Origin of the sequence: Pseudomonas sp. NPDC087690 (assembly GCF_044743175.1) — a bacterium.
GTDB lineage: Bacteria > Pseudomonadota > Gammaproteobacteria > Pseudomonadales > Pseudomonadaceae > Aquipseudomonas.
Window position 1 is genome coordinate 60,806 of record NZ_JBIUVX010000018.1, and the last position, 17,389, is coordinate 78,194.

The following is a 17,389-nucleotide window of genomic DNA, read 5'->3' on the forward strand; positions in this document are numbered from 1 at the left end:
GACTCATACGCATACGTCTTTACTTGTACATACAAGCATATGCAATCGAGCGGCCAACTTGTGGGAGGGGCGTTCAAGAAAAATTGCGGGCAGGGCTGGAGAGCGCCTGAATCGAGGGTTCTGGCGTTGATGAAATTTTTCGCGGAGAGATTTTGTGCGGTCGGGGCATGGTTGGGTGAGCGCGGTTTTGCGCCACGCTGGGGCGTTCGGTAACAAGTTGGTGCGTGGGTTGGGAACACCCCAAAAGCAAAAGATCGCAGCCTTCGGCAGCTCCTACAGGGTGTGCATCAATCCCAATGTAGGAGCTGCCGAAGGCTGCGATCTTTTAAGATTATTGAATCAGCGCGCAGTCAGCTCGATCACGCAGCAAGCGGCATTAGTGAAGACTTCGACCAACCCACTGTTACCGTCCAGCTGCAGACAATCATGTCCCCCCAGCTGCGAAACACTGTCACCGATCCGGACTTCCAGCAACTCACTGACACTGAACACCAACACCGTTCCCGCCGAGCTGAAAAACCGCTGCTCACCTTCAAACCACTGCAACCGCGCGCTGTAACGCTGCGGTGCATAGATCAGGTTGAAGTCGCGAATCGCACCGCCGAGCAGCGTGCACGACACCTGGCTTTCACCGCTGAAGGCAAACGGGTCGAGCGGTAACAGCGGCCGCGTATCGTCGCCATCAACGCACAGGGTCATGCCGTCACCTTGCAATACCGTAATCACTCGCTGGTAACTGGCGAAGGTCGAGAAACCGCCGGACTCGGCGATGTCGGCAATCGACAGGCGCCAGCCAAAACCGTCCAGCCCTGCACCTGCATCACGGGTAATTTCTTCAGTGCTGCCTCCGCCGTTTTTCCACGGCATGCGCGGGTAGCCTTCAGCGCGTAAAACCTTAAGTGCACTCATTTATGCTCTCTATTTATGGAACCGCCCTTCCAGACGATGACGAGAACCCGGATGAATCAAACGTGCAGCGGTCACCGGCTGACGCCCCGACCACGTGCGGCGACGAATCAGCAAGCACGGCTCACCCATCTCAATCTGCAGCAACTTGCACTCCGAGGGCTCGGCCAGAATCGCTTCAACCACGTGCTCGCCCTCGGTCAGCGGCGCGACCTGATTGAGATAGGCGTAAGGCGTTTGCAGGGTGAAGTCCTGCTTGAGATATTCCGGCGCGACCAGCGCGTTGACGAAACGGTCTTCGATTTGCACCGGAATGTCGTTTTCGTAATGCACGATCAGCGAGTGGAAGACCTTCTGCCCTTCACGCATGTCCAGCGCCAGTGCGCGCTCGGAACCGGCGGCCTCTTCTTCGAGGGTGATCACCTGGCAGGTGTGGCGATGGCCACGGGAAGCGATTTCGTCGGCGATGTTGTGCACTTCGAACAGCGCGGACTGGCTTTTCGGTTCAGCGACAAACGTGCCGACACCTTGCATGCGCACCAACAGGCCGTCGGCAGTCATTTCGCGCAACGCACGGTTGATGGTCATACGGCTGAAACCGAGTTGATTGACCAGCTCGCTCTCGGACGGCACGCGGTAGTGCGGCGGCCAGTTTCCGCTGTCGATCTGCTGGGTGATCATCTGTTTGACGCGGGCGTACAAGGGCGCCGGACTGTCGCCCATGTTCGCGGCCAACGGGGAGACTGGAGGCGGAGTCGGCACGGTTGATCCCTGTTCTTTGGATGAAAGTGGCTAGCTTGCCGGAGTTTACCGGGCAGGCAAACGTCTGTATATGTATATACAAATAACACACGATGGGGTGCTGAACCATGTCCGCCTTCTTTGCCGAACGCGCGCTGCTGCCTAACGGATGGGCCAACAATGTACGTCTTGAGGTCAGCGCCGATGGCCTGCTGACCCGAATCCAGGCCGATTCCACCGCAGATGGCGCCGAACGGCTGAGCGGCCCGTTGCTGCCGGGGATGCCCAATCTGCACTCCCACGCCTTCCAGCGTGCGATGGCAGGGCTGGCCGAAGTGGCCGGCAATCCGAACGACAGTTTCTGGACGTGGCGCGATCTGATGTATCGGCTCGTCGGAAAAATCAGCCCGGATCAGCTCGGTGTCATTGCCCGTCAGCTGTATATCGAAATGCTCAAGGCTGGTTACACATCCGTTGCAGAGTTTCACTACGTGCACCACGACAGCAATGGCCAGCCGTATGCCGATCCGGCTGAGCTGGCGTTGCGCATCAGTCAGGCCGCGAGTGAAAGCGGCATCGGCCTGACCCTGCTGCCGGTGCTCTACAGCCACTCAGGCTTCGGCGGCCAGACGCCGAACGATGGCCAGCGCCGCTTTATCAACAGCACCGAAAACTACCTGAATCTGCAATCGCGCCTGCAACCAATGCTGGCGCAGCAGAAGGCGCAGTCGCTGGGACTGTGTTTCCACTCGTTGCGCGCGGTCACGCCGCAGCAGATCAACGAAGTGTTGGCAGCCAGCGACAAGCAATGCCCGATTCACATCCACATCGCCGAGCAACAGAAAGAAGTCGACGACTGCCTGAGCTGGAGCGGTCGGCGTCCGCTGCAATGGCTGTATGAAAACGCCGAAGTCGATCAGCGCTGGTGTCTGGTGCACGCCACTCACGCCAATCCCGAAGAAGTGACGTTGATGGCCAAGAGTCGCGCCATCGCCGGCCTGTGCCTTACAACCGAAGCGAACCTGGGCGACGGGATTTTTCCGGCTGTGGATTTCCTCGCGCAGGGCGGACGTATGGGCATCGGTTCCGACAGCCATGTGTCGCTCAGTGTCGTGGAAGAATTGCGTTGGCTGGAATACGGCCAGCGTCTGCGTGATCAGCGGCGCAATCGCTTGTATGGCGCGGATCAGCCGATGGTCGGGCGCACGCTGTATGACGCGGCGCTGGAGGGTGGTGCGCAGGCGCTGGGCCAGCCGATTGGTGCGCTGCAGGTTGGCAAGCGTGCGGACTGGATTGTGCTCGATGGCAGCGATCCGTATCTGGCGACGGCCACGGGTGACGGGATTTTGAATCGCTGGTTGTTTGCCGGTGGCGATCGCCAAGTGCGCGATGTTCTGGTCAATGGTCAGTGGGTGGTGCGCGATGGTCGGCATGCCGGGGAAGAGGACAGCGCTCGTGCCTTCACCCAAGTCCTGCGTGACCTTCTCGGCTGACGCATAACCAAATGTAGGAGTGAGCCTGCTCGCGATAGCGGTGTATCAGTCACTTATTTGTGTTCTGACACAACGCTATCGCGAGCAGGCTCACTCCTACATTGGTTTTGTGGTGGTCTTTAGTTTGAAGTCTTGGCCATCTGCCGATCCGACGCTCGCCAGATCAATCGCGTCGTGTCATAGCCCTGCTGACGTGCCTTGCTCAGCAGCTCTTCACGCACCACACCGTTGACGGTCGGCGTGCGCGACAGCAACCACATGTACTTGCGACTCGGGTCGCCGACGATGGCAGTCTTGTAGTCATCGCTGACGTACAACACCCAGTATTCGCCTTTCGCCACACCCGGAATCAGACGCGAGAACCAGGTATCGAACTCGACCCAGAGTTTATCGGTCTTGCCCGGCACCTGTGGAGAAGCCGTGCCCTTCACTTCTTCCCACTGCCAATCCGGGGTCAGGCAGCGATTGAGCACCGCGACATTACCGTCAGGCTTGAGGGTGTAATGGGCTTCGGACTGCGCGCAATTGCGCTGGAAGTACATCGGCAAGCGCGCCAGTTCATACCAGGTGCCCTGATAACGCTTGAGATTGACGCTGCTGACGGTTTTCGGCGCCAACGGGTCGACGCCGGAACTGGCGCAGCCGGCCAGTACCAGGCCGGCAAAAAGGACAAGCAATAACCGCTTCATTTTTTCTTCTCCGTGGGCGCGAAGCCCCGGTTTACTTCAGGCCTTGGCCGGAAAACATCAGCACTTTGTCACCGGCGTACTGCACGCTGATAAAGCTGTTCTTGTCGCCCCAGGTGCAACTGGACATACCGAGCGCGCCCGAGCAATCAGTCGGTTTGCCGAGCAGAGTCTCGACCTCGGCCTTGGCCATGCCGGCCGAGAGCTTCGAGTAGTTTTCCTGATTGACCTTGCTGCATGCGGCCAACAGCACGCAAAACGTCAGAAGGGCGAGAGATCGCAGCGACATGGTGTAACTCCTGGAACGGAAGGGGGATGGCATGGCGCCAACCAGAAGCTTAGAAGAGAAAACCCCTGTCTGGTTCCCTGCTGGGATGGCTATTTGTTACTCCGCTCGTCTGGCATTTGCCGGTAAATCAGACACTTTGTACGGCTATTGCGCATTTCGTCGCCTTTCGCCAAAGACGCCTAATCTTTGGCGCTCCGCGGCCGAAATAAGAGCAGCGCAAAGCCCCCGAGTGTGGCAAATTGCCGCCCCTTCTTGACCAGCCCCTTCGCGGTAGTTCATTCGATGACCAGAAACATGAAATTCAGCCACAAGATCTTGTTGGCTGCCGCCCTCGTGGTGGCCGTTGCGTTCGCCTGTTTCATTTTCTTCAACGACTATCGACAGCGCGAAGCCCTGAACAGCAGTACCGAAGCCTCGATGCAGGAGCTGGGCAGCCTGACCACCAGCAACATCCAGACCTGGCTGGAAAGCCGCATTCAATTACTGCAATCGCTGTCGCAGCAAGTGGCCGTCGACGGTAACGCCCCCGCCAGCCTGAAACGCATCATCGACCTGCCCGCCTACACCGGCAATTTCCAGCTCAGCTATTTCGGCGGTGCCGACGGCGTGATGTTCTCGGTGCCCGCCGGCAACCGCGCACCCGATTACGATCCACGCGCCCGTGGCTGGTACAAAGCAGCGAACAGCGCACAACAGACCATCGTCACCGAACCGTACATCGCCGCATCCTCGGGCAAACTGGTGATCACCGTCGCCACCCCGGTACAGCGTCAAGGCCAGATGCTCGGCGTCGCCGGTGCTGATATCGACCTGACCAGCGTCAGCGCGATCATCAACTCGCTGAACTTCGGCGGCCATGGCCACGCGTTCATCGTCAGCGCCGATGGCAAGATCCTGATTCACCCGGACAGCAAACTGGTACTCAAGACCCTCGCCGAGGCCTACCCGAATGGCGCGCCGAAAGTCAGTTCCGGCCTGAAAGAAGTCGAGTTCGACGGCAAGACCCAGTTGATCTCCTTCACCCACATCAACGGCGTGCCTTCGGCTGACTGGTACGTGGCGCTGGTGCTGGACAAGGACACCGCGTTCGCAATGCTCAGCGAATTCCGCACCTCGGCGCTGATCGCCATGGTCATTGCCGTGGTGATCATCATCGCGCTGCTCGGCATGCTCATCCGCGTGTTGATGCAACCGCTGCTGACCATGGGTCGCGCCATGCACGACATCGCCGAAGGCGAAGGCGACCTGACCAAACGTCTGGTGATTCACGGCAACGACGAGTTCGGCGCACTGGGAACTTCGTTCAACCGTTTTGTTGAGCGCATCCACACCTCGATCCGCGAAGTGTCCTCGGCCACCGGCCAGGTCAACGAAGTCGCCCTGCGCGTCGTTGCGGCGTCGAACTCGTCGATGTACAACTCCGATCAGCAAGCCTCGCGCACCAACAGCGTCGCGGCCGCGATCAATCAGCTGGGCGCCGCCGCGCAGGAAATCGCCCAGAACGCCGCCCTCGCCTCGCAGCATTCAAGCGATGCGCGCAGCCTCGCGGTCGACGGTCAGCAGGTTGTGGATAAAACCATTCAGGCCATGCAGCAGCTGTCGGCGAAGATCAGCGATTCGTGCGGCAACATCGAAACCCTGAACAGCAACACGGTGAACATCGGCCAGATTCTCGAAGTGATCACCAGCATTTCCCAACAGACCAACCTGCTCGCGCTCAACGCCGCGATCGAAGCGGCGCGTGCCGGTGAAGCCGGTCGTGGTTTTGCCGTGGTTGCCGATGAAGTGCGTAACCTTGCGCACCGCACCCAGGATTCGGCGCAACAAGTGCAGAAGATGATCGAAGAGCTGCAAGTCGGCGCGCGTCAGGCGGTCAGCATCATGACCGAGAGCCAGCGCGAGAGCGAAAGCAGCGTCGGCATCGCCAACCAGGCCGGCGAGCGCCTGGGCAGCGTGACTCAGCGTATCGGCGAGATCGACGGGATGAACCAGTCGGTAGCCACGGCGACTGAAGAGCAGACGGCAGTGGTTGAGTCGATCAATGTCGATATCAACGAGATCAACACGCTGAATCAGGAAGGTGTGGAGAACTTGCAGGCAACGTTGCGGGCGTGCTCGGATCTGGAGCAGCAGGCGGCGCGATTGAAGCAGTTGGTCGGTAGTTTCCGCATTTAAGGATCAAAAGATCGCAGCCTGCGGCAGCTCCTACATAGATCGAGTTCACTGTAGGAGCTGCCGTAGGCTGCGATCTTTTTTGGGATCAGAACCGCGAACCCGGTTCGGAAAGAAACACCAACTCCTCCGCCGTAGACTCCCGCCCCAACACCGCATTGCGATGCGGAAACCGGCCAAACCGCGCAATCACTTTCTGATGCCGCTCGGCATAATCCAGATTATCGGCAAACACCGCCCGCTGCGCTTCCGGCTGTTCAGCCACCAGTTCGATAAACCGGGAAACCGCCTCATTCTGCACCGCGAGGTTTTCGCAGTGTTCGAACACCAGATAAATGAACACTCGCTGGATCGGTTTCAACTGCCGATCAAAATCCGCCGCAATGCCTTGGGCGACGAGTTTCTGCGCGCGCAGATCACCGGAGAACGCTTTAGGGGTATCGCGAAAGATCATTCGCGGCATTTGATCGAGCAGTAGCACTACCGCCAGCCAACCTTCGGGACGTTGCGTCCACTCGGTCAATTCGCCGGCCAGGGCCTGATCGACAAAGACCCCGAAACGCTCACGCGCTTCGAGGTCTTGGCTGTCTCGCTTACCGAACCACAACTTGCCCTTGTCAGCCGCTATCTCGTCGGGGGATTCGGCTTGTCCGAACCACCAGTCGAGCAACGGCTGCCAGGGCGCGGTCATGGTTTATTCCTTGTGGTAGGCCGTCGCGCGGGCGACTTCTTCTTTCGAGCCGAGGAACACCGCGACACGCTGGTGCAGGCCTTCTGGCTGAATGTCGAGGATGCGCTGGTGACCGTCGGTGGACGCGCCGCCCGCTTGTTCCACCAGGAACGACATCGGGTTGGCTTCGTACATCAGACGCAGTTTGCCTGGCTTGGAAGGCTCACGGCTGTCGCGCGGGTACATGAACAGACCGCCACGGGTCAGGATGCGGTGTACGTCGGCAACCATCGCCGCGACCCAACGCATGTTGTAGTTCTTTTTCAGCGGACCTTCTTCACCGGCCAGCAGCTCGCCGACGTAGCGCTGTACCGGGGCTTCCCAGTGACGCTGGTTGGACATGTTGATGGCGAATTCCTGGGTCGATTCAGGAATGGTGATGTTTTCGTGGGTCAGCACGAAGCTGCCCATTTCACGGTCGAGGGTGAAGCCTTTGACGCCGTCGCCCAAGGTCAGGATCAGCATGGTCTGTGGACCGTAGATCGCGTAACCGGCGGCAACCTGTTGGGTGCCTGGCTGCAGGAACGCTTTCTCGTTCAGCGGCTCGTTCTGGCTCAGGTATTCGTTCGGGCAACGCAGGACCGAGAAGATGGTGCCGACCGGGGCGTTGATGTCGATGTTCGACGAACCGTCCAGTGGGTCGAATACCAGCAGGTACGCGCCTTTCGGGTATTTGCCCGGGATCTGGTAGGCATTGTCAATTTCATCGGACGCCATGCCGGCCAGGTGACCGCCCCATTCGTTGGCTTCGAGCAGGATCTCGTTGGAGATCACGTCGAGCTTCTTCTGCACTTCGCCCTGAACGTTTTCAGTGCCCATGCTGCCCAGAACACCACCCAGGGCGCCTTTGGACACGGCGTGGTTGATCTCCTTGCAGGCACGCGCCACCACTTCGATCAGGAAACGCAGATCGGCAGGAGTGTTGTTGCTGCGGGTCTGCTCAATCAAATAGCGACTCAGGGTAACGCGGGACATGGACGGCTCCGGTGGAATGGGGGGCTAAAAACCCGCGCAGTTTACAGGGAGTCTGAAAACGTAGCGAGCGAAGACGCCCGGTAACGTGCGTTGGGGTGTAATTGCCTGCATGAGACGTGAATGTGGGTGGAGAGTTCAGGTAGCGGGTTTAGCGTAGTTGGAAATCGGACGGGTGTGGCTCGGGGTTAATTGATCAGTTCGGAATATGTATTGGCTGACACGCCGCTTTCGCGAGCAGGCTCGCTCCTACAGTTGACGGTATTCCAACTGAAGAAATGCGATCCCCTGTAGGAGTGAGCCTGCTCGCGATCGGGTGCGCAGCACCCGCCTTTTCAGGAATTGCCAGGCGGCTTGCGCAACAAGCTAAACGCCATAGCCCCGAGAAAAACCACACTCAGCAACAACACAGCCCACAACCCAATCTTCTTCCAATTGGTCTCCGCCACCGCCGCTGTGGTCGCCGTCGAAGTCTGCGTAGCCACCGCCTCACCCTGCACCACAGCTTTACCCAATGCCGCCAGTTTCTCCGGTTTGAAATCCGGAATCAGCGTCGCCAACGGCAGATTCGCCGTCTTCACACTCGGATTACCCAACGCCAGACTGTACGGCCCCGCCCCCCGCGCAAGGAAAATCACCTGCGTCGCCCGCACCGCGTACTTCACGCTAGGCGCCTGCTCACCGAGACCACCGCCGCGCTCATCCACGGTCAGCTTCAACTGCTGCACGGTCTGCCCGTAAAGCTGCAATTCGTTCTGCACCACGTCCTGGCCATTCTGCGTCAGGCGATAGAGCAAACCGCTGCTCAACTCCTGCCACGGCAAACTGCTGTCACGACGGCCGGCCAGCGTCACCGGCGCCAGACTGTTCGGCTGTTTCAGTTCAACCTGCACCCGCTCGACATTCAGCCCCATCGGCAATTGCCAGGTGTATTCTCCGGCCTTGGTGCTGCTGCCGGCCAGCGCCTGCGACCAAACCAACGGCAGCGGCAATTCGCGCGGGTCGCTGCTTTTCAGTTGCGCCGCCGTCAGGATCGGTGCCGAGTTCGGCGACTCCCACAACAGCCGTACATAACGCGCCGATTGCCCCGGCAACGTCACTTCGTGCTGCTCGATACGCTCATCGGAAAAGGTCAGCCGTGCGACCTGCCCTTCGCCCCATGGCTGCCAATGTTGCAGGTCGTCACTGGCCTCGATGCTGAAGCGCTGAAAACCGTCACGCTCGCTGGTCCAGTCGAGGATCAACTGCTGCAACGGCGCCTTGATCGCACTCGCATCCAACAGCCAGCCGCGCAGAATCTCTTCTCCCGCCTCCAACTGACTGGACGGCTGCACCTCGACCAATGTGCCGTTGGTGGTCGCTTGCACACGCACGCTCGGCGCGCGTTCGCTGGCGTCAGCGGCGTTGTACAGCGGGAACCATTTCACCTCATGTAACTGACCGTCGTCGCGGGTCTGCGCCGACTCGCGCGCCAAGGCGTAAGCCTGCGGTTCGCCGGCGGCATTGAACACACGCAGATCACTGAGATCGGTCTGGCGTGCCTGCAATTGCACGCTCAACGGCAATTCGAGGCGGTACCACGGGCCGTTGCCACTGACCGACAACGTCACCTGCGTGGTGAAGTCCGCCGGTTTTTCCTGAGCGCCGGCCACCATCACCACGCCCAACGCCAACCAACCCAGATTCAGCATGCGACTCAAGATGAAACTCCTTCGGTGTCCGGGGCCGGTTTGTCCGCCGCCGGGTCAGCGTCGACGCGTTTGGGCGGCAGCGGCGCGAAATAGCCAACCACCAGCAGCAACACTCCGACGCCGATAAACGAGACGATCCGGGCGAGGCCGCCACGGTTGCTCAGTTCGACAAAAATCAGTTTGGCCACCACCAGCGCAATCAACGCCGCGCCGATCAGCCACACTTCGCGACGATGGCGCAGATGGCCGCCAATCATCAAGCCGAGCGCCATCAGCGTCCAGACAATGGACAACCCGGCCTGCACCAGCATCGAGGCGAGCAGTGTATCCAGTTCGAACGGGATCCCCGCCCAGTGGTGAGCCGCGCGGGTGACCAGTGCGGTGCAGAAGGCGAACAGCGAAACCCCGGCGATCAGCTGCGTCGCGTAATCGGCGTAGTCCTGACGAATCGACAGTTGCGACACCGCACTGCGCGACCACACATAAACGCCGAACAAGGCGAACAACAAACCCAGCTCTAATGGATTGATCAGCGGCACGTAAGGAAGTGGCTCGGCATTGCCATCGCTGACGCCATTCGCCAGCCAGAACCACGCGAGCATCAACACCGCCAACGGCGCGGCGGCATACAAGCGGTATTCGCGAGGGAATACCGCCACCGGCCACGGCCAATTGCGCGGTGCTGCCGCCAGCAGCAGATAAACGCTCGGCAGAATCGCCCAGCCCAGCCAGCGCCAGGCGTTGTATTGCTCGGACAACAGCAGCAAGCCGTAGCGCAATTCCAGCGCCAGCACGCCGATCAGCAACCAGCAGCCGAGCACGTGCGCCGTGCTCAAGGCCCGCGCCGGCAGCATCGGCGCCAAGCGTCGCAAGCTGAAGAAATGCACGGCGAATATCGCCGCCCATGCCAGCCAGCCGAAGTCAGCTGCCGGGTGATAACGCGAATGCCACGCGCCGAACAGCACAAGAGCCGCCGCCGGAATCAGCAAGGTGCAAAGCAAGCCCAGCGCCGGCCATTTCAAACGTAGCGACAACACAGTCCACAACCCCACGCTTACGGCTGCAACAAAGAGCAACAACGTGCCTTGCAGATTCGGAGCAGCAAAACGCAATACTTCGCTAATCCAAGCCAGCGCCCACCAACCCGCGCCCCACACCAGCAATACTTCGGACAAGCGCTGCAAACTCAACGCATCGAATGCCGAGGCGTGATTGCCCAGTTGCAGGCGCCACGCACCGATCATTGCCGCCAGCCCCAGCACTAGCGGCGTCCAGAATCCGCCATGGGCCAAAGGCTTCAGCCCTTCGCTGGACAGCGGCCCGAGCAGTTCCGGACCGGCCAGCAAGAATGCCGCGCCGCCAATCACCTGCAATAGCAGACCAAAAACAAAACTCACACGCTGCTTGAGGTACAGACTCAGCCAGATAATCAGCAAACCACTCGCGGCCCACACCGCACTCGCGGTCTGCCACGGCAGCACGAACAGCACCGCCAGATTGATCAGCACCAACCCGGCCAGCAACACCACCGACAGCCCGCGCAGCAGACGCACATCACCGCGCACCATCTCATCGCGTGCCGCCAACAGCATGCCGGCGATCAACGCCAGACCGATCAGCGAAGCGCTCAGCAAGCCGCTCCAACCGGCGCTGAACACCGCCGCCGAATCTTCCCCCGCGCCTTGCAGACGCAGCAGAAACAAAGCGCCGCCGAGTAACTGCACGGCAAACGCGGTGAACAGGAACGTGCGCGACTGAATTCGCAGGCCGACAAACAACGTCGCCAACCCGGCCAGTGCCCAACTGATCGCCGTGGCCTGAACGAAGAAGAACAGCGGCGCCAGCAGATAAAGGAAGGTCAGGCCCAGACACGCCAGCACCGGCAAGCCTTGACGCTCCCAGGGCGAGGCCTGTTGCGGCGAAGCCTTGCGCAATTGGTAGAAACTGAACAGCAACGCGATGCCGAGCATCAGCGCACCCAGCGGGGCGCCGTCGAGCAGACTGCTTTCGCCAATGCGCAATTGACTGAGAAAGGCCAACGCGGAACCCAGTTGTAGCAGCAATGCAAACGCCCGCGCGAACGGTCGATGCTGACGCAGACCGAGCCAGAAAATCCCCGCGCCTTCCACCGCCCATGCCGCCGATGTCCAGCGCGCATCCAGCCCCAGCGGGATCGCCAGACTGGCAAAAATAACTCCGAGCGCCAGACAGGTTTCACCCAGCAGCACCGCGCGCCCGCCCATCAACACCTTGGCCAGCGCCATGTAGATCATGCCCAGCGCCAGCGCACTGAACGCCGCGGCAAACTCCAGATGCTGCACCAGCGCAAACTGCAAACCGAAACCAATGATTGGCGGACCGAACAGCATTGTCCCATCGACATAATCGCCCTTGCGTGCCGACCAGAGCAGCAAAGCATCACGGTCGCTGTCTGCCGGCGCGTCAGACATATCGAGCAATTTGCGCCGGGCAAACAACAGGCCGATAGCGAGGTACATCAGGAAGAACAGAATCAGGAACGGCTCGGTGCTCCACAACAGCTCCGGCGCATACGAACGCAGGCCCCAGGCGAAACCGATGCCGAAGGTGCCGACAAACCCGATCAGGTTGAGCAAGCGCCAGGCCTTGAACCAGGCGATAGCGAGGATGCCGGCATTGAGCAAAGCGAAATAACTGAACAGTGCGACGTGGCTGCCGGCGCCGGTCGAGGTCAGGATCGGTGCGGCGAATCCACCCAGTGCGGCGACGGCAGCCAACGCCAGCGAGTCTTGGGTGATCGCCAGAATCGCCGAGAACACCGTCACCGCGACCAGCAAGCCCAACGCGGCGGACGGATCGAGCAACGGATGCAGACGCATCGCCGCAAACACCGTCAGGTACAACACCGCAATCCCGGTGCCTTGCAGCATCAAGGCGTAATTGCTGTTGCGTTTGCGCAGCCACCAGCCTAGCGCCAGCAGACCCAACGCGGCTGCCGCGACACCGGCGTAACGTACCTCGATCGGCACGACCATGCCTTCGGTGGCGTAGCGCAGCAGGAACGCCAGACCGAAGAACAGCAAGACCACGCCGACGCGCAGTACGGTGTTGCCGCCGAACAGCCAGTTACGCGCGGCGCTGATGCCGCGTTCGATGAGGTTCGGGCCACGAGGTTCGGCAGGTGCTTTCGGTTCGGGCGTGACGGCGTCAAGGCGCCAGACATCGGCGGGCAGCGGTTGACTGGTTTCACTGGCGATGGCGGAAATCGGTTCGAGTTCGGGCGGCAGTTCCCAGACCAGTTCGGGGGCCGGGGCTTCTTCGGCGGCTTTGACTGGTTCTACGACGGGCTCGGTAACCGGCGCTGCACTCGGTGGAGGGGCGGCATGAAGGGGTGCACCTTCGAGCAAAAACAGACGCTGTTCGACGCCCTGCAAAGCGACCTTCGCCTGCTCAAGTTGACGTTGCTGCTCCATCGCCTGCGAGCCGAGCCGCGCGATGCGGATCGTCTGCCCGATTGCCAGCCCCAGCAACGCGCCTAATAGCGCATCACTGAACGACTCGTCGAGCAGCCAGCCGAGCACCAGCCCGATCAACATGAACATCCATTGCATGGTCGATATCCCTAAGCGCGAAGGCTAATCCGGGAAGATTAGCGCAGCCTGACCCAAAAAGATCGCAGCCTGCGGCAGCTCCTACAGGGTTATGTGAACACCTGCGTAGGAGCTGCCGAAGGCTGCGATCTTTTCCGGCGCGCGATTATATCGAGCCGAGCGGAAAGTTACTCCAGTGCTTTCCAGATATCCGTGGCGTACTCACGAATCGTCCGGTCCGACGAGAACCAGCCCATCCGCGAAGTGTTCAGCACCGCCGAACGCCACCAGTTATTGGCGTCATGCCAGTGCGCTTCAACGCGTTTCTGCGCTTCCCAATACGAGTCGAAATCGGCGCAGACCAGGAAGCGGTCGTAATCCACCAGCGAATCGATCAACCCGGTGTAGCGCGAGGTGTCATCCGGCGAGAACACCCCGCTGCGAATCGCTTGCAGCACGTCGTTCAAACGATGCGACGCGGCGATATCCGGCAACGCGCTGAACTCGTGGTTCTGTTTGCGCGCCTCCACCTGCTGCGCGCTGAGGCCGAAAATGAACATGTGCTCGGCACCGATGCGTTCGCACATTTCCACGTTGGCGCCATCCAGCGTGCCGATGGTCAGTGCGCCGTTGAGGCCGAACTTCATGTTACTGGTGCCTGAGGCCTCGAAACCTGCGGTGGAAATCTGCTCGGACAAGTCCGCTGCCGGAATGATGCTCTCCGCCAGACTGACGTTGTAGTTGGGCAGGAACACCACTTTCAGCAGGCCGCGAACAGTCGGGTCGTTGTTCACTACCCGGGCGATATCGTTGGTCAGTTTGATGATCAGTTTGGCCTGGTGATAACTCGCCGCCGCTTTACCGGCAAAGATTTTCACCCGTGGCACCCAGTCGACTTCCGGCTCGGCGCGAATCGCCTGATACAGCGCCACGGTGTGCATCAGGTTGAGCAACTGGCGTTTGTATTCGTGGATACGTTTGACCTGCACGTCGAACATCGCCGCCGGATTGACCGCGATCCCCAACCGTTCATGAATCAGATAGGCCAGCGCTTTTTTGCTATGCAGCCGTTGTTCGGCAAAAGCTTTGCGGAACGCGGTTTTTTCGGCGAACGGCTCGAGATCGAGCAAACGCTCTTCGGGGTTATCCAATAGATCCGGGCCGAGCGCGTCGACCAACATCGAAGTCAGTTCCGGGTTGGCCTGATACAGCCAGCGGCGGAAGGTAATGCCGTTGGTTTTGTTGTTGATCCGCTCCGGGTAGAGCTTGTGCAGTTCGGCGAACACGGTTTTGCGCATCAGTTGCGTGTGCAAGCCAGACACGCCATTGACGCTGTGCGAACCAAGGAAAGCGAGGTTGCCCATGCGCACCCGGCGACCGTTGTCTTCCTCGATCAACGACACCGCGCGCAGCACGTCGAAATCGTGAATGCCCTTGGCGCGCAGCGAATCGATGTGCTGAGCGTTGATCAGGTAAATGATCTGCATGTGGCGCGGCAACATACGTTCCATCAAACCCACCGGCCAGGTTTCCAGCGCTTCCGGCAGCAGCGTGTGGTTGGTGTACGACAGCGTGTCGACGGTGACTTGCCAAGCCGCATCCCACGCCACGTCGTAGACATCGACCAATTGGCGCATCAATTCGGCCACGGCAATCGAGGGGTGGGTGTCGTTGAGCTGGATCGCCGCGTGATCGCCCAGCGTCAGCACCGAGGTGTGCATGTTGCGGTGACGGCGCAGCAAATCCTGCAAGGAAGCAGCGACAAAGAAGTATTCCTGGCGCAGGCGCAGCTCTTGCCCTGCTTCGGTGCTGTCCGCCGGGTAAAGCACGCGGGAGATACTTTCGGCGCGAGCAACCTCGGCGACGGCGCCCAAGTGGTCACCGGCGTTGAAGCGTTCCAGGTGCAAATCCTCCATGGCGCGGGCACGCCACAGACGCAAGGTGTTGACGCTCGCCCCGCGCCAGCCGACCACGGGCGTGTCGTAGGCAATCGCGCGGACGGTTTCTGCCGGCGACCAGACTTGTTTGGATTTGCCGGAAACGTCGGTGACCGTCTCGACGCTGCCGCCGAAGCCGATGGTGTAAACCACTTCTGGCCGTTCGAATTCCCACGGGTTGCCGAAATCCAGCCAGTGCTCGGTCTGCTCCTGCTGCCAGCCGTCGACGATGGCCTGACGGAACAAGCCGTGCTCATAACGAATGCCGTAGCCGTGACCCGCAATGCCGAGGGTCGACATGCTTTCCATGAAGCACGCCGCCAGACGCCCGAGGCCGCCGTTGCCGAGCGCTGCGTCAGGCTCCAGCAAACGAATGCGCTCCAGATCGACACCGAGTTCGGTCAGCGCTTCACGGGCGACGTCGAGCAGACCCAGATTGCTCAGGCTGTCATAGAGCAAGCGGCCGATAAGAAATTCCAGTGAGAGGTAGTACACCCGTTTCTGACCTTTGCGGTAGATCTGCCGGGTGTGGTCCATCCAGTGCTCGACCATGTGATCACGCGCCGCGAGGGCGATGGCTTCGAACCAGTCATGGTCGAACGCGTGATCGGGGTCTTTACCCACCGCGTAGGTGAGTTTGGTCAGGACGGCGTCGCGGAATGCGGCCACCTCTGCTTCGCGAACTAGTGGTTCTTGAGTCATCAATAGGACCTCGAGCGAGCGGGAATTGTCTGAGCCTAGACGGTCTGACCGACGGTGAGGGCTCTGGTTCGGCAGTATTTCCTGAGACTGTGAGATAGCCCGGCATTACCTTGGCGAGTGAGCTAATGAATGCAGGGGCCGTGCCGAATTGTCCGGCAATGTGCCTGCATGGAGAAAAAATCTGGCGAAAGGTTGTTCAAAAATCCACCAGTCCCGGTATGATCGCGCGCCCTGATGCACACACGCCTGGTAACTCCCGATGATGAAGCCCAACCTGATTGCCGCCGCCGAGATCGATCGTCTCGATACGTGGGCGAAATATTCGGCCCCGATGTGCGGTTCCTGCATATCCAGCTGCTGCACGCTGCCGGTTGAGGTGAAGATCAAGGATCTGGTGCGCATCGGTGTGGTCGACGAGTTCGAACTGGGTGACCCGCCGAAGAACATCGCCAAGCGTTTGCAGAAGGAAGGCCTGGTTGAACGTTTCAATCAGAAGTCCGGCATCTTCACCCTGCAGCGTATGAGCAACAACGATTGCTACTACCTGGATCGTAAGAGCCGCCTGTGCACCATTTATGACAAGCGCCCGGATACCTGCCGCAATCACCCGAAGATCGGCCCGCGTCCGGGGTATTGCGCTTATAAGCCGAAGGAAGTGGTGCGCGAGCAGAATTTCCGCGCGATTGAGAAGTTTTAAACGCTTACCCTCATCGGAACGCCGCCCGCCCAGCCCTCTCCCAGAGGGAGAGGGGGCCGACCGAGGTGTCTGGCGCCATACATCGACCTGAAACACCCAGTCGATTATGGATTCAGTAGAATTCTTGCAAGTCGGTGCATCTCATGAATATCCCCCATTCGGTCCCCTCTCCCTCTGGGAGAGGGCTAGGGTGAGGGGCTTTTGATCTTCAAAACCCAACCTGCATTTCCCCCAGACAAACAAAAACGCCCCCGGTCTCGCGACCGGGGGCGTTTTCATTCAGCCTGAACTAAAGACTCAGTTCTTGGCTTTCTTGGCAGCGCGGGTACGCTCGCTTTCGTCCAGAATCTTCTTGCGAAGACGGATGGACTTAGGAGTGACTTCGCACAGCTCGTCTTCCTGGATGTATTCCAGAGCCTGTTCCAGGGTGAAGCGAACAGGTGGTACCAGAGCGATGGTTTCGTCTTTACCCGAAGCACGCATGTTGTCGAGCTTCTTGCCTTTGGTCGGGTTTACACCCAGGTCGTTGTCGCGGCTGTTCTGACCAACGATTTGACCGTTGTAGATCTCCTGGCCGTGTTCTACGAACAGCTTGCCACGAGCCTGCAGGGTTTCCAGCGAGTAGGTCAGTGCCTTGCCGGTTTCAACCGAAACCAGAACGCCGTTCTGACGGCCGGACATGTGGCCCGACTTGACGGTGTCGTAACGATCGAAGATCGAGGTCAGGATGCCAGCACCGTTGGTCAGGGTCAGGACCTGGTTACGGAAACCGATCAGACCGCGAGCAGGGATGTTGTATTCCCG

Annotated in this window: 12 protein-coding genes and 2 pseudogenes; 4 read left to right on the plus strand and 10 right to left on the minus strand. The window is 60.0% G+C overall.

Annotated elements, in window-relative coordinates; translation table 11 throughout:
- Nucleotides 1-339: 339 nt before the first annotated feature.
- Both ACIPIZ_RS17845 and hutC read right to left on the minus strand, forming a co-directional pair.
- Entirely contained in the window at nt 340-909 is a 570-nt protein-coding gene (locus tag ACIPIZ_RS17845; RefSeq protein WP_401166397.1) for a HutD family protein, read from the minus strand.
- A gap of 9 nt (nt 910-918) precedes the next feature.
- Nucleotides 919-1,629 (minus strand): histidine utilization repressor, encoded by a 711-nt coding sequence (gene hutC, locus ACIPIZ_RS17850; RefSeq protein WP_401166441.1) that lies wholly within the window; start codon nt 1,627-1,629, stop codon nt 919-921.
- A 146-nt stretch (nt 1,630-1,775) separates the two neighbouring features.
- Here hutC and ACIPIZ_RS17855 point away from each other — a divergent pair, with 146 nt between their 5' ends.
- Nucleotides 1,776-3,140, plus strand: a complete 1,365-nt coding sequence (locus ACIPIZ_RS17855; RefSeq protein WP_064388901.1) for a formimidoylglutamate deiminase — start codon at nt 1,776-1,778, stop codon at nt 3,138-3,140.
- Nucleotides 3,141-3,259: 119 nt separating this feature from the next.
- Here ACIPIZ_RS17855 and ACIPIZ_RS17860 read toward each other — a convergent pair whose 3' ends face one another.
- Both ACIPIZ_RS17860 and ACIPIZ_RS17865 read right to left on the minus strand, forming a co-directional pair.
- Nucleotides 3,260-3,829: a lipocalin family protein gene (locus tag ACIPIZ_RS17860; protein WP_064388902.1), complete on the minus strand. Its 570-nt coding sequence runs from the start codon at nt 3,827-3,829 to the stop codon at nt 3,260-3,262.
- A gap of 31 nt (nt 3,830-3,860) precedes the next feature.
- Complete coding sequence (locus ACIPIZ_RS17865) at nt 3,861-4,115, minus strand: hypothetical protein (protein ID WP_064388903.1); 255 nt, start codon at nt 4,113-4,115, stop codon at nt 3,861-3,863.
- 417 nt (nt 4,116-4,532) lie between these two features.
- Here ACIPIZ_RS17865 and ACIPIZ_RS17870 point away from each other — a divergent pair.
- Together ACIPIZ_RS17870 and ACIPIZ_RS17875 are read left to right on the plus strand one after the other, a co-directional pair.
- Nucleotides 4,533-5,432: pseudogene (locus ACIPIZ_RS17870) on the plus strand (cache domain-containing protein); the annotation flags it as partial.
- Nucleotides 5,433-5,525: 93 nt separating this feature from the next.
- Nucleotides 5,526-6,290 carry a methyl-accepting chemotaxis protein gene (locus ACIPIZ_RS17875; RefSeq protein ID WP_371920137.1) on the plus strand — a complete coding sequence of 255 codons (765 nt, stop codon included), beginning with the start codon at nt 5,526-5,528 and terminating at the stop codon, nt 6,288-6,290.
- Between the two features lie 85 nt (nt 6,291-6,375).
- On the opposite strand, the gene ACIPIZ_RS17880 is transcribed toward ACIPIZ_RS17875, so the two are convergent.
- The 5 genes from ACIPIZ_RS17880 to ACIPIZ_RS17900 form a co-directional block, all read right to left on the minus strand.
- Nucleotides 6,376-6,978, minus strand: a complete 603-nt coding sequence (locus ACIPIZ_RS17880; RefSeq protein WP_401166402.1) for a DUF924 family protein — start codon at nt 6,976-6,978, stop codon at nt 6,376-6,378.
- 3 nt (nt 6,979-6,981) lie between these two features.
- A complete protein-coding gene (locus ACIPIZ_RS17885) occupies nt 6,982-7,992 on the minus strand; it encodes a class 1 fructose-bisphosphatase (protein WP_401166404.1) in 1,011 nt (336 codons plus the stop codon).
- Between the two features lie 332 nt (nt 7,993-8,324).
- Entirely contained in the window at nt 8,325-9,689 is a 1,365-nt protein-coding gene (locus ACIPIZ_RS17890; protein WP_401166407.1) for a DUF3999 domain-containing protein, read from the minus strand.
- Complete coding sequence (locus tag ACIPIZ_RS17895; RefSeq protein WP_401166410.1) at nt 9,686-13,270, minus strand: DUF2339 domain-containing protein; 3,585 nt, start codon at nt 13,268-13,270, stop codon at nt 9,686-9,688. The genes ACIPIZ_RS17890 and ACIPIZ_RS17895 overlap by 4 nt, the downstream gene beginning before the upstream one ends.
- A gap of 167 nt (nt 13,271-13,437) precedes the next feature.
- Nucleotides 13,438-15,888, minus strand: a complete 2,451-nt coding sequence (locus ACIPIZ_RS17900; RefSeq protein ID WP_401166413.1) for a glycogen/starch/alpha-glucan phosphorylase — start codon at nt 15,886-15,888, stop codon at nt 13,438-13,440.
- Between the two features lie 259 nt (nt 15,889-16,147).
- Between ACIPIZ_RS17900 and ACIPIZ_RS17905 the strand changes: the two genes are divergently transcribed.
- Nucleotides 16,148-16,585 carry a YkgJ family cysteine cluster protein gene (locus ACIPIZ_RS17905; protein ID WP_008080573.1) on the plus strand — a complete coding sequence of 146 codons (438 nt, stop codon included), beginning with the start codon at nt 16,148-16,150 and terminating at the stop codon, nt 16,583-16,585.
- A 297-nt stretch (nt 16,586-16,882) separates the two neighbouring features.
- On the opposite strand, the pseudogene ACIPIZ_RS17910 reads toward ACIPIZ_RS17905, so the two are convergent.
- A pseudogene (locus ACIPIZ_RS17910) lies at nt 16,883-17,389 on the minus strand (translational GTPase TypA); the annotation flags it as partial.